The organism is Natronotalea proteinilytica (assembly GCF_055379935.1).
The window spans coordinates 54,893-67,404 of the sequence record NZ_AP043947.1 but is presented as its reverse complement, the minus strand read 5'-3'; the positions used below and the strand labels follow the sequence as shown (position 1 = coordinate 67,404).

Annotated in this window: 12 protein-coding genes; all 12 read right to left on the bottom strand. The window is 50.3% G+C overall.

Features of this window, described 5'->3' with window-relative positions; translation table 11 throughout:
- Positions 1–44: 44 nt before the first annotated feature.
- The gene (locus ACZ5AL_RS00610; protein ID WP_464511472.1) at positions 45–1,928 is read right to left on the bottom strand and encodes a hypothetical protein; all 1,884 of its coding nucleotides are present in this window, start codon (positions 1,926–1,928) and stop codon (positions 45–47) included.
- 54 nt (positions 1,929–1,982) lie between these two features.
- Entirely contained in the window at positions 1,983–3,041 is a 1,059-nt protein-coding gene (locus tag ACZ5AL_RS00605) for an NAD-dependent epimerase/dehydratase family protein (protein ID WP_464511470.1), read from the bottom strand.
- 118 nt (positions 3,042–3,159) lie between these two features.
- Positions 3,160–4,497: a capsule assembly Wzi family protein gene (locus tag ACZ5AL_RS00600; protein ID WP_464511469.1), complete on the bottom strand. Its 1,338-nt coding sequence runs from the start codon at positions 4,495–4,497 to the stop codon at positions 3,160–3,162.
- A 135-nt stretch (positions 4,498–4,632) separates the two neighbouring features.
- On the bottom strand, positions 4,633–5,448 hold the full coding sequence (locus ACZ5AL_RS00595; protein ID WP_464511467.1) for a glycosyltransferase family 2 protein: 816 nt from the start codon (positions 5,446–5,448) through the stop codon (positions 4,633–4,635).
- Between the two features lie 690 nt (positions 5,449–6,138).
- On the bottom strand, positions 6,139–7,257 hold the full coding sequence (locus tag ACZ5AL_RS00590; protein ID WP_464511466.1) for a glycosyltransferase: 1,119 nt from the start codon (positions 7,255–7,257) through the stop codon (positions 6,139–6,141).
- A 20-nt stretch (positions 7,258–7,277) separates the two neighbouring features.
- Positions 7,278–7,652, bottom strand: coding sequence for a glycosyltransferase (locus ACZ5AL_RS00585; protein WP_464511465.1), 375 nt, complete (start codon positions 7,650–7,652; stop codon positions 7,278–7,280).
- Positions 7,653–8,227: 575 nt separating this feature from the next.
- Positions 8,228–9,433 carry an O-antigen ligase family protein gene (locus ACZ5AL_RS00580; RefSeq protein ID WP_464511463.1) on the bottom strand — a complete coding sequence of 402 codons (1,206 nt, stop codon included), beginning with the start codon at positions 9,431–9,433 and terminating at the stop codon, positions 8,228–8,230.
- Positions 9,434–9,494: 61 nt separating this feature from the next.
- Positions 9,495–10,535: an IS630 family transposase gene (locus ACZ5AL_RS00575; RefSeq protein WP_464511462.1), complete on the bottom strand. Its 1,041-nt coding sequence runs from the start codon at positions 10,533–10,535 to the stop codon at positions 9,495–9,497.
- 94 nt (positions 10,536–10,629) lie between these two features.
- Positions 10,630–10,935: a transposase gene (locus tag ACZ5AL_RS00570; protein WP_464511461.1), complete on the bottom strand. Its 306-nt coding sequence runs from the start codon at positions 10,933–10,935 to the stop codon at positions 10,630–10,632.
- A complete protein-coding gene (locus ACZ5AL_RS00565; protein WP_464511459.1) occupies positions 10,872–11,240 on the bottom strand; it encodes a transposase in 369 nt (122 codons plus the stop codon). Before ACZ5AL_RS00565 ends, ACZ5AL_RS00570 begins: the two co-directional genes overlap by 64 nt.
- Positions 11,237–11,797: a helix-turn-helix domain-containing protein gene (locus ACZ5AL_RS00560; RefSeq protein WP_464511458.1), complete on the bottom strand. Its 561-nt coding sequence runs from the start codon at positions 11,795–11,797 to the stop codon at positions 11,237–11,239. Before ACZ5AL_RS00560 ends, ACZ5AL_RS00565 begins: the two co-directional genes overlap by 4 nt.
- A gap of 86 nt (positions 11,798–11,883) precedes the next feature.
- Positions 11,884–12,315: a hypothetical protein gene (locus ACZ5AL_RS00555; protein ID WP_464511457.1), complete on the bottom strand. Its 432-nt coding sequence runs from the start codon at positions 12,313–12,315 to the stop codon at positions 11,884–11,886.
- Positions 12,316–12,512: the final 197 nt, after the last annotated feature.

Here is a 12,512-nt window from a genome sequence, read left to right as displayed (position 1 = left end):
AAATTATGTGATTGGCTAACGTCCTAAAACAAAAGTTTTTTGCTTCAGGAGGAAATTGAAGAGGGTTCAGAGATATCCAGCGACGCGGACGTTCCGCGGGCTGGGGCGAGGCGCATGGCAAAGACGCGGCAGGGAATATCTACCGCAGCACAGGCAGCCTGCGCCTGCGCGCGCTCCGCATCGGTCATTGCGCGTGGCGACACGATGAGTAAATCGATGTCGTATCGCGCGCACAAATCGGGTAACTTATTGCCATTCCCAAGGACTGGTATGCCTTGCACACGCTGCCCCTGGCGCATCGGATCATCGTCTACAAAGCCGATGGGGTCGTAGTCGAGTTCTGGGTTTTGGCGAATCTCGCGCAGGAGCAAGGCCCCCGAGTCGCTTGCCCCGTAAATAAGTACCCGTTTGCCCGCTGTGGACTGCGCCAGGAAGTATTGTCGCATCCCGCGAAACCCAAACCGAACGCCCACAACGGCTAAGGTAGCCACGAGCAAGTCGATAAACCAGACCGATACGGAGAACGTGGACCATGAAAACAGCCCTGCCCACACCGCTGCCCCCGCTACCGATGCAACCGCTGAGGCTGCGATGGTGCGCACAATTTCAGGCGTTCCAGCGTGTCGCCAGATGGCACGATACATGCCCATTCCGGTAAAGATCGCCACCTTAGCTGCCACGATGAGTGGCAGCGCCTGCAGCATGCGCTCTTCGTGAACAGATGTAAGCCCACCTTCAAACCGAAGGTAATGGGCTACAATAAACGCCGCCGCAAGCAGCGCACTGTCCGCGAACACGCCGAATACTGCTTTCCACCGGTGTCCAAAGAGTCGGTACAGCACATGCCCCGATGATTCCGACGTATCGGGAAGCGCCATGCCATCGCCCGTGTTCACTCCGACCTCGTCATCGTAGACATTGGCGCGTGCCAAATAGATGCCAAAGACGATCAGGGCCACCGACACAAACGCCGAGAGGGCATAAAAGAGTAGCGTATCTACGTAGAGTACTGCAAGCGCCAACGCGCCACACACAGCACTCACCGTGTAGAGCGTGAGCACAGCTTGTGCCTCCGACAAGCCCATAAAAACCAGCCGATGCGACGTGTGGTCGCGTCCTCCTTTAGAGATGGAGCGCCCCGCCCATCGGCGCACAAGCGTAACGAGCGTCGTATCAAGAATAGGAACGGCGAGCACCGCCAGGGGGAGCAGGGTGAGCGCCACGGGTGCATTGATGGACGCCTCATTCTGTACGCCCAGTGCCCCTGCCGCCAGCATAAAGCCGAGGAAGAGGCTCCCACAATCGCCCATGAAGATGCGAGCGGGCTTGAAGTTGAAGAGCAGGAATCCAAGTGCCGCTCCCATGACCGCCGCCATGGTTGCAGCGAGCGCCATCAGCTCTGTTACACCGCTTACAGCCAGCAATACAACAGCTGCAATGCCCGCAATGCCGGCAGACAAGCCGTCCATGTTGTCGAGTAAGTTAATGGCATTGGTGATGCCCACTACCCACAACAGCGTAAGTGGCCCAGCGATGAGCCAGTGCCATCCGCTTCCAAACATGTAGCCATCTGCAATAAGGAGCGCGGTAGCCGCGATTTGCACCACAAGCTTACCCGCAGGCTGCACGCCTATCCAATCATCGTACAGTCCCACCGCAAAGAGAAGCCCGCCGCCCAACCAGACTAAAGGCAACTCGGCAAGCACACCTGCGAACACGGCGGCTCCAAACGCCCCGCTCATCAGTGCAATTCCGCCCATCAGTGCGGTGGGGGTCGCGTGCCACCGGTCTTCACGCGGATACGCGAGCCAATCATAATGGTGCGCCAGTCGGATAACCAGCGGTGTAGCCAACAGCGTAAGCACGAATGCGACACCTCCTGACTGGAGAACAACCCACCAGAAGTCTGCTGGTAACGAAGGTAACATAGGGGATGGGCACTGTTATTTTACGTATAGAACGAGCCGCTGATAAAGAACAGATCATGCCCGAGCGAAATCAGCGGGGGTTAGATCAGATGATTGACCGTTGATAGCAGTGTTGGTCGTATTGGTCTTTGCTTCGATCTGATTTCGTGTGTATGCAATAACGTCTTCAAGTATCGTGTCTAGGTCACGTGCAGGTACAATTCCTACGACGCGACGCAACTTGTCTACATCTGGGGTACGACGCCGCATATCCTCAAACCCTTCGCTGTATGCCTCATCGTATGGGATATGATCGATTTCCACATCCGCCCCTGCTTTTTCACGCACGCGCTCTGCCAACTCATTAATGGAGACCGACTGCGGGCGTCCAATATTGAACACATCGCCGTGTGCTGCCTCGTTTTCAAGAAGACGATCCACAATATCCACCGCATCTAATACATGCGTGAAACAGCGCGTTTGGCGGCCATCTCCATACACACTGATGGGAGAATTCGAGAGCGCTTGTTGCACAAATGTAGGCACCACCATGCCATACTGGCCCGTCTGGCGTGGACCTACGGTGTTAAAGAAGCGCGCCGCCACAACGGGAAGTCCACGCTCGTCGGCATAGGCCAGCGCGAGGAACTCATCCATCGCTTTGGTGCAGGCATACGCCCACCTACGCTTTGAAGTGGCTCCAAGCATCCAGGGGCCGTCTTCTGCAAGTGCGTCGAGTCCCTCCACCGTTTCCATCGCTTTACCATAGACCTCAGAGGTAGAGGCGATCAGCGTAGGCACCGACCGAGCAGCTGCAATTTCAAGCACATGCTCTGTACCCCGAACGTTCGTCGTGATCGTTTCGACCGGGTGCTCCAGGATACGCTTCACCCCGACCGCTGCCGCCAGATGCACAATGCGATCACATCCATCGGCTGCCGCTTCGAGCGCAGACTTATCGCACACATCACCCACGGTCAGCGTAAATCGGTCGTGGTCAGCCAGATGCGCAATAATATCGAGCGAACCTGTCGACAAATTATCGAATGCATGGACGTGATGCCCCTGGGCCAACAAGTGGTCGGCCAAGTGGCTTCCGATAAAGCCGGCGCCTCCGGTAATGAGATAGTGCATGAACAATCGTACAGCTATGAAATAGTTAGATGGGCACAGCTATAGCATACAAGGACGTAGCTATCCTGTCGTGTGCTGCACGTCAATATTACGATAAGTTTATCATGAGGGGGATGCTCTACAACGAGATTGTCCCATCCCACTGTAAGCCTAGTATAAACCCAATTTGCGTGCCGTCGAATTCGCCCAAATCCACCGCCACGGAGCTACGCAGGCGCATGCCGTAGGTCTCTGAAAGCAGATAGCGCATATCGAGGTGCGTGGCGTACTGATCCTGGCGAAGTTCGCTGCGGGGGATGGTTTCGAGGTCAGGGGGCACTATATTGCTTGACCCAATTCTGCATGCTCCAACACCTGAGATAATCTGGTCTTGGCAGATTCCGTAATTGCGGCTGTAGGTGAATCGTGCCTCGTAGCTGAGCCGCGTCGTCGGTGTCCCCTTAACTCCCAGATGATGGGCAATGACCATCGTATTGGGAGGCTCATCAAGGGCCTGCGTGGAAGACCGGAACTGCGGATTACGAATAAGCGGATTGCCAACTACATTGCCATGGTACGTCCACCCGCTTTGATATGTGTGATGTGTATAGTACCCAGCTCTTCCTTGTGGAAGTCCAGGTAAGGCATCCTGCTGGATCGTGTTCATGAACTCATACTGGACGCCGTCAATCCATTTGGGGCTATCATCGGACGAACGCTGTGCTCCGATGCTCCAGATGCCATCCCACGGACTTCGCAGAAAGAGCCCAATCCAGTCTTCCAGAAAGAACTGGCGATGGGCCTGCAGCTGCCATTCATCCAGAAGCAGTTCAACACCCGCCTCATACGCAGCAACCGTGTTTTCCCCTCCACCGCCTTTAGGACTAAACAATATATCCCGATACTCGCTCCATCCATTGCGTCGATTCTCTCCGCCCCACTGGAGACTCTGAATCACCCCACCAACGACTCGCACGTTGCCGATAAGCGCCCTCAGGTGCAGTGCCTTCTGGTGTAAGCGAGCACTCGACACGTGACGATTCGCTTCCAGTTGTCCTTCCGACAAATATACCTGTGCCTGCAGCCGTCCATTCGATAAGGGAATGTCAACAAAATCTGTCGTCGCCAACTCAATTTTAGGGACAGGCGTCGCATTGCGGCTCGTCGTCATACTTCCCATCGACAGCGACTCAACTGCCGGTCCTCCGACCGTATGATGAAAGCGTCCGATCCGCAGGCGAAGCCCTTGGTACTGCAAGGCCCCGTACAGTTGAGTGAAGTGAGCGGTGTTCTGGGCATCTGATACACGCGCTGTCAGTTCAGCACCTGCTGCGATATCAACGCCCTTCCATGTGTAGTAAGGAAGTTCACCACGTATGCCCGTCACATGATTTGCATGGGACTGCGAGGAGATACGCCCATACGTATTGGCGTGGTGCCAGAAGGGGGTTGTGCCTGCCAAAGAGGCTTGTCCCAAGGAGCTGATTGTGTACTTCGCTTTGTTACCCTCGCTATCTGTCTGCTTTTGTGCAACTGACTCAAAGCAGATAGATAGGCCAAATAAGAAAACAAAAACCAAAAGGCCTTCTTTATAATGTACTGCACACATATATTAGCTTTTGTAATTCCCTATAGATTCGTACACTAACTTCCCAGTATCTAAGGCAACACCAACGAATACCGCAATGTAGCGATACCCCCCTCTATAATTCTTCCAATAGACAGCGGGCCGGTGCCAGAGTGTACGCAAACGCACCTTTGCACGGTCGAAGTAACTGCCTCGGTACTTTCGGTACTGGTAAACGGCCTTATCAACCCATGCAATTTCTTTTGCTTCTCTCAAAAGCCGGAGAGAATAATCGATGTCTTGGCATCGCTGAAGCCTCTTATCAAAGGCTCCCACCTTATTGTAGAGCGAACGCGAAAACAGACACGCTCCTAAATGAAAAGGGCTTTTGTATGAGATACAAAACTGTTTCCGTATAGTCTCGGAAGTTGGAGCGTAAGGGATGGGACGATTCCCAACGGAGGAGCCGTTCTCGTCCACAACTTCAAATCCACCAATAGCCAAGTCTTTTTTTTCGTCTTCGAGTGCTTTGCACCGCATGCTCAACCCCTTGGTAGGGAGCATATCATCAGCATCAAGAATTGTAATGAAGCGACCTTTGGAAGCCGAGAGCCCAGAATTGACAGCTCCTGGTTTCCCCTGGTTATTTTGGCGTATGTAGCGAATACGTGGGTCATAACGCGAATTGGATGGGTCTATATATTGACTAATCACCGATTCCGTCTCATCCGTTGATCCATCATCCACAACGATAACCTCGACATCTTCAACTCCTGCATTCAATGCAGAGTCAAGCGATGCTGACAGATATTCTGCCATGTTGTACGACGGTATTATTACGCTAACGAGAGCGCTCACCATAGCTCAATACAAAATATTAATGTATATATTTTTTATGTCTTACTAAAACGAAAACAGGCACTCTATTAATATTTAGAAGTTGGGCGATTACAGCACGATGTTTACTGTCTACAAGTAGAGGGTTGCCATTTCGACCTATATCGACTGTAATCTCGTTGGTCAGCATATATGGAAATGACCTTATCGGATCTTTTTTATCAAGAAACAGCTCAAACTGAGTTTTATACCCACTCCCCTTAATACTCCTATATAATAAGTCATAATCCTTACATAATTCTACTGCTTTTCCCTTGGAGTACCTACTACAATAGCGGTGGTACATTTCTGTATTCTCCCATATCACTCCCTTCTTAAACCTTTTTTTAAATGATTTATATATCCAGGTGTCTTTAACTTTCTTTCCCCCTAAATCCCAGTCACCTGATTTAACTTTAGCAATATCCGATATTTTGCTGTGACAAGATATTCCAGGTCGATTTGTAAAGCGGATAATTGACCTCGGGTTAATCCAAGCTAGTTTTGTTGGATCATCCAATGGCTTGAAACTTGATGTCTCACGGGAAGACCAACGATTTCTATAATAGGACCGAGCAATAGCGAGATACTGCTTTCGTGATAGCAATCTCGACACAATCTGCGCACTACCAAACCGAACTCCTTTCCGGATTTTGCTATCTGCAGTTAGGTTGATCACCACTTTTGTTTACTTTTGTTATTACTAGAGAGAACTGAGTTATAAACATATTCCATTTGACTTACACTTGAAGACCAAGAATAGTTATTTTTGACGTGCTTTCTGCCCAAACGGCCCATTTTCCGAGACAGACTGGGGTTTACCAGCAGACTTTTTATAGCTTCCGCTGCAGCTTTTGGGGATTCGTCTGGGACAATGAGCCCTGTTTTTCTATCTTTCACAACTTCTGGAAGCCCTCCAACTTCAGAGACTACAACAGGCAACCCACAAGCAGACGCTTCTATAACAGCGACACCAAAACTCTCATACCTGCTAAGCGCGACAAAAATATCTAGCTTTGAGAGGTACGTAGGGACTTCCTCATGAGAAATTTTGCCCGCAAATGAGGTCACGTCTCTTATTCCAAGAGTCTCACTCAAGCTTTCCAACTTTTCTCGATCAGGTCCTCCTCCAACTATTAGAAGTCGTAGCCGGGACCTCAGTTTTTTGTTGTCATTAAGAGAGTTTAGTAGTCTAGCAAAGCTATTCAAAAGAAGATCGATTCCGTATTTTTTCTCTAGCTTTTTCACTGTACCAATGAATATTTCTTCTTGAGTGCTGAATACACTCTTTTTAGATAGAGTAAATTTGCTCATTTTAACCCCAAAAGGAGTTATGTAAAACTTAGAAGAAGGGACATTAGTTGCTTCATAAGCTTGATCAGCCATTGCTTGACTCGTTGAGCAAAGGCAATCTGCTGCACAAAGGTTTTTTCTAAGTATTGAACGATGAAGCGGAGAACGGTATGGAAACTCATAGACATCATTTCCCCATACCGACAACACATATGGGTGATATCCAACTAATCTTCCCAGTGCACCATAGCCACTAGCATAGTGTGCATGGAAGAGATCTGGAGCCACCTCGTTAAGAATCCCCCTTACTTTAAAAAAACTGGTATAATAACCAATAAAAGACCATATATTTATTTTGTGCAGGTATACGTCTGAACAAAGGGGATCTCCAGAATTATTGTGCCCGGAAATGATATGAACTGAATGCCCTCTTTCAGCAAGAGCATTTGCCCACCGGACAGTATGTATTTCGCTTCTAGGCGCCAACAATACTATTTTCATAATGTTGCTTTAATGCATAATTAGCTAACTGCCTTTTTTAGATACCACTTATGAACGGGCAACTTGTGTGGAAAATCAAAAATATCAGATCCATATATAGATACGATTTTCCGTGGATGCCTTACTAATGCTCCCAATGTGCCATATCCCGTCGCATAATGACTGTGAACTAAATCAGGGTTTCTACGATTGAGGTACGCTTGCAACTGAACCGAACCGGTAAAATACCCGAGTGGGGCACTCGATGACAACTCTAAAACCTCAATGCTACTCGGAAAGTTTGCGGTGACGTTATGGATCGTAACGAAGGACACCTCTAATCCTCTATCATTTAGCGCACGTGCCCAACGTGGAGCATGTGCCGACTTGCCGCTTGCTATAATGAATACATTCATGGCAAAAAAATGAGAATAATAGTTCTTGTTCGACACTCTGTAAGGTGGACAGGGCCACAGTACACGACAAAAGTCAGACGTCCCTTCATAGTCTGGTTTAAACGGTTTTGAGCATGGTTTTCCCGAAGAAACGCTTCGACTTTCGTGGGAAGCGATCCCCAGTACGGGTCGTCTCGAATCCATTTGTGCCGATTTAAGAGGGATGCCCCGCTGATGCCCCGGAATAATGTCAAGGCTGGCAATTTTTTGTCGTGTACCATGTGACAGGGCGATTGCATTTTAAACTTTTGCCACTGAACTGACTGCGGCACCCACCTGCAGATCCCACAAAGCCGGTTCGGGGATATAGCTACCCGGTTGTCGTTTACCTCTGTACAACGAGAAAAAGGCGCACCAGAGCCAGCCAAATCTATTCCAGTATGGGTTAGATTGGCTGCAGCACATGCTTATGATCCTCGAACGGCAAGACGCTGCGCTCTTTCGCTGTTTAAGTATGCTTTAACGACACACCTCAGCGGCTTTCTTGGGGATAATAGGCAATGGCTCGCGTTTGAAGAGACACTCAACTTTTGTCACTATGCGTTTTCCAACCTGGCTGTCCTTAACGAAACCCCTATCCCGACAGATACAATAAACCACATACCAAAACCAAATGCTAAGCTATTTTGCGTCAATGATATTGAGAACATCTGATGAAACAAAACAGCCACTAAAAAAGAGGCGGAGATCTGCACAATTCTACTGCCTCTACCATAATACATAACGTTCCATATCTTAAATATAATTGCCATAAAAACCAATATTCCTACTAAGCCTACTTGGAGTGTTATCTGCAAGTACAAGTTGTGAGTTGACATTGTATGTTGTTCTGTGAGATTTTCTAGCAAAGCGCTTGGTCCCCATCCCAAAAACGGTTTAACCGATATCAGGTCGACCACTGATATCCAAAGCAGATCTCGTCCAGATAAGATGTTTCCCTTATCCGAAATAAGTTGCGATACTACTTCCGCATAATATATAACGCCGCCCTCATCAACAATAATAGACAAAAGAATTAAAGCAGGTGCGAGCATAACACTTATTAAAAATAAATTGTGTTTTATTTTACTCTCCGATATAAAAGTCCAGAGCATCATCACAGCAGCAAGTATAATTAATGCAAGTAATGATGCTCTAGCACCTGATATGAATGACAATATAACTGTTATTATGATAAGGGTACCCCACCCAAACCTAACGAGTTTATCACCACTTAAGACTCTTGCAATCATAAAAAATGGCATGCTCACTAGGGAATAAACTCCAAGCGAGTTAGGATTATTAAAAATTCCCGAGTATGCCATACTTCTGTCGAATATTAGCCACGCAAATAACGTGGCACAACTTAAAACACCTAAAAAAATCGAAAAGCTCCACCACTTATTTATCAGGGTCGTTTTAAAAAAAAGAATGGATATCAATATAACAAGTGAGGCAACGCTAATTATCTGATAAACTCTGCGTGCAGAACTAAACACATTACTGTTTAATATAGATGACAATAAATGAACACCTATAAACAATAAAAATAATACAACGACCCCTCCCAAGGCTTTGTTTATTTTTTTATTAAAGGCCAAGAACGCCACAGATAATAATATTGGAATTACTGTTAAAGCGTTAAATATTACGTTTGTAGCATAACTTATTCCACTGTAGCTACTAACCCGAGCAAAGGATATAAAAATGCCTAAAACAAATAAAATTACAACTAGCTTAATATCGCTTTTAATTTTAGGCATTTTATTGGTTATACTGCTTTATCATACACTATTTACTACTAAGTAGGTCGACAGAAAAACATTACTCGTAGCCGATACCTGCAGTGCGGAGTGCCTGCTGCGGCGAGAGGTTCTGGAAGTATCGGCGACAACTGCTCAGAAGCGCGTCGAGGCTTCGCTCCAGGCACGCCGCCACCTGTTCTTTGAGTTCGCGCCAGAGGTCCTCCATCGGGTTCGCTTCCGGGGCCCGCTTCGGTAGCCTAAACGTCTCGAAGCGCTCCTGGTCCTCGATGAAGCGCTGGACTCGTTTCGAAGTGTGCCACGAGGCCTGATCCCAGATTACAAGCAGCTTCCCCGTGGTCTCCGCCTGGATCGTTTCCAAAAACTCGACCGTGTGGTCGGAGATCTCACGGTCGAAGGCCTTGGTGTAGGTCTGACCGGTGCAGATGTCGAGCGTTCCATACAGGGCGAAGTCACCATTTTGCTCCGGCACCCAGACGGCCATCTGTTCCCCGACCGGTTGCCACATGCGCCGCAGCGGAGGGAAACGTTTCACTTCCGTCTCATCGGCAAAGAGGACGGTGGTCTCCGGCCCCACTTGTCCGATCCGCTCGGCGAGTTCGGCCAGGCGCTCTTCGTAATCGGGGCCTTTGCGGAGCTGGCGCCGCGGACGGGTCCAACTGTACTCTAAACGCTTCAGCGCGTCTCGAACCGTCTCCGGATGAACGTCCACGTCGAGTTTGCGCTCCAGATACTCCGCGATGCGCGGTGTTGTCCAACGCGAGGCGTTCTCTCCCTCCTCGGTTGGATCCGACTGCAGAAGCGTCTCAATTTCGCGTTCAACATCCTCGTCGATTTTGCGCGGGCGGCCTTCTCGCTCCCGGTCAAAAAGACCTTCGGGGCCTTCCTCCTCGAAGCGGTCCATCCACTTGTAGACGGTCGGATGCGTCACGTCATGTAAGTCGGCGATGTCGAAAGCCGAGAGGCCGCGGTCGGACAACAGCATCATGTGCGCCCGCATCGCCACGCGGCCGATCTCCTCGCGCTTCATGCGCTGGAGCTCGGCCCGTTCGTCTGCCGACGGCTCACGGATGGTTCGGTGTGACATGGCACGTTCGGACATAGCACGTTGGTCTTGATTCTCTGAAGTAGCACAATTGCCTTCATCGCCAGCGACCCGTAATGTTCTTTCGCTGCTCTACTTAGTGGTGCTCTCGCTAAGTGGGTGTGTTGTCAGGAAAGAGGACCGACCCGTATCCCCCGAGGGTCCGGGCTGCACTCCACAGCGCGGAGATCTCTTCCTGCTTCTGCGGACGCTTCTTCCATCGGTAGGGATGACAGTGGGCGTTCCAGTAGGCCAACGCCTCCCAGAGCGCTTCTCTGAGTTCCTCGACAGTTTCAAATCGGCGTCCTTTCAGCGCCAGGCTTCTCAACTGCTTCCACCATGGTTCGATGAGGTTTAGCCACGAGGCATACTTCGGAATAAATTGCACCTGGACCTCTGGCCAGGCCAGCAAGGCCACCTTTGTCTCTCTGCTATTGTCTCTCTGCTATGGTGCGTACTCAGGTTGTCTTCGACGACGAGCCATCGATCCGAGGGAAAGACCTCAATCATTCGTTCCAAGAGTGCGATATGACTCTTCGAGTCGCGCTTTCCGCTGACGACCATGGCTGCTTCTCCGGTAGTCGGCTCGAAGGCGCCGTGCACCCAGAGTGTGCCTCGCCGCTCGTAATCCGGCTCAAAGGTGGCTCGCTGTGGTCCTCGTTTCCATTCGGCACCAGGGTAGATCTTGGCCGAGAGGGGGCCGAGTTCGTCGATGCAGATCACGCGCGTTCTCGGGGGCGGATGGACGTAGGCTGCGATGATGGCCCCCTTTTTTCGGCAAAGCGCTCATCGTGCTTTTCCGCTTCATGGAACCAGCTTTGTTGGCGTTTCCAGCGCAGGCCCTCCGCCTCCACGTATTCCCATATTGTAGAGGTCGCCAACGGTATTCCCTCTCGCTCGAAGAAGGCCGTCTGCAGACGCTCCAGGGTCCACATCGCAAAGGGAAGACCGAGCGAGCGAGGCTTCTGGAGCGCCAGATCCAAGAGCTTCGAGCGCACCGCTTCGCCGTGGATCGGCGGGCGCCCCGATCGAGGCCGGTCGTCCAGGGCCTCCAGGCCGCCGTCGTTAAACCGGCGAACCCACTTTGGCCCGCTTGGCGCGCTGCGATATCCAGCGCGGAGGCCTGCCTCTTTCGCGCTCAGGGTTGGGTCCTCCAGCATCGCCGCCAGAACCTGGGCCCGTTGCACTAAGCGGGCCGGCTGGACCCGGGAGGCGGCCACGTGTCGAATCTCTGTGGCTTCCGAAGTGGAGACCGGGCGGAGGGAAAGTCGGTTCGGCATCGTTGATTCTCATGGAAGGCGGAACGGAAATGCTCCTCCTACGCCTCCGCCGAAAAAAGATCCAACTTGGCGAGAAGACCACTTAGTTATCTTCTTAAAGAGTCTATAAATGACGGTTTGCCTTTGAAATTTTGTTTGGAGGTTAGAATGCTCCCCGTTCTTTGTATGGGGTTATGTAGTGCTGGCCCCAGTTCAGGAGTAGTTGCTCCTTCAAAGTTAGCGGCATAAAATGATGGTGGCTGGTAGTCAAGGGCGCTATGGAGAAAGATCCTCGTTGTAGAAGCACCGGTACTGCTCGCGAGGTTAAGTGGTGAAAAGCTCTCGGTCGAGCATTTTGTTACGAAGGCGGCTATTACAGCTCTCGATGTAGTCACTTTGCCAGAGGCGCCCGGCTTAGAAGTTTCTCTCAGCAACCCCTTCAAAATATCGATGTCCAAGGCCTGCTCGGCAACGATCTTCTTTAAGCGAACATTCTCTTTCCGGAGTCCCTTCATCTGCTTGAAATGACTCTTTTTCATGCCGCCGTACTCGCGGTGTCAATAGATAGTAGGCTTGCTCACTGACCTCGATTTGTTTGAACACTCCTTGACAGTGGAGCCTTCCGCTGTTAGTCGTTCCACTTTGCGGAGCTTTTGTGATTATCTGTTCGGGGGGTACTTCTTCATGATCTCGCCTCTAGTTTAAGGGGCACGACACTAACATACGACCTGAATCA

Excerpts from the sequence above, each read along its gene's own strand:
- ACZ5AL_RS00590 (WP_464511466.1), bottom strand. The coding sequence starts at position 7,257 with ATGAAAATAGTATTGTTGGCGCCTAGAAGCGAAATACATACTGTCCGG.
- ACZ5AL_RS00580 (WP_464511463.1), bottom strand. The coding sequence starts at position 9,433 with ATGCCTAAAATTAAAAGCGATATTAAGCTAGTTGTAATTTTATTTGTT.
- ACZ5AL_RS00585 (WP_464511465.1), bottom strand. The coding sequence starts at position 7,652 with ATGAATGTATTCATTATAGCAAGCGGCAAGTCGGCACATGCTCCACGT.
- ACZ5AL_RS00575 (WP_464511462.1), bottom strand. The coding sequence starts at position 10,535 with ATGTCCGAACGTGCCATGTCACACCGAACCATCCGTGAGCCGTCGGCA.
- ACZ5AL_RS00605 (WP_464511470.1), bottom strand. The coding sequence starts at position 3,041 with ATGCACTATCTCATTACCGGAGGCGCCGGCTTTATCGGAAGCCACTTG.
- ACZ5AL_RS00595 (WP_464511467.1), bottom strand. The coding sequence starts at position 5,448 with ATGGTGAGCGCTCTCGTTAGCGTAATAATACCGTCGTACAACATGGCA.
- ACZ5AL_RS00555 (WP_464511457.1), bottom strand. The coding sequence starts at position 12,315 with ATGAAAAAGAGTCATTTCAAGCAGATGAAGGGACTCCGGAAAGAGAAT.
- ACZ5AL_RS00610 (WP_464511472.1), bottom strand. The coding sequence starts at position 1,928 with ATGTTACCTTCGTTACCAGCAGACTTCTGGTGGGTTGTTCTCCAGTCA.
- ACZ5AL_RS00560 (WP_464511458.1), bottom strand. The coding sequence starts at position 11,797 with ATGCCGAACCGACTTTCCCTCCGCCCGGTCTCCACTTCGGAAGCCACA.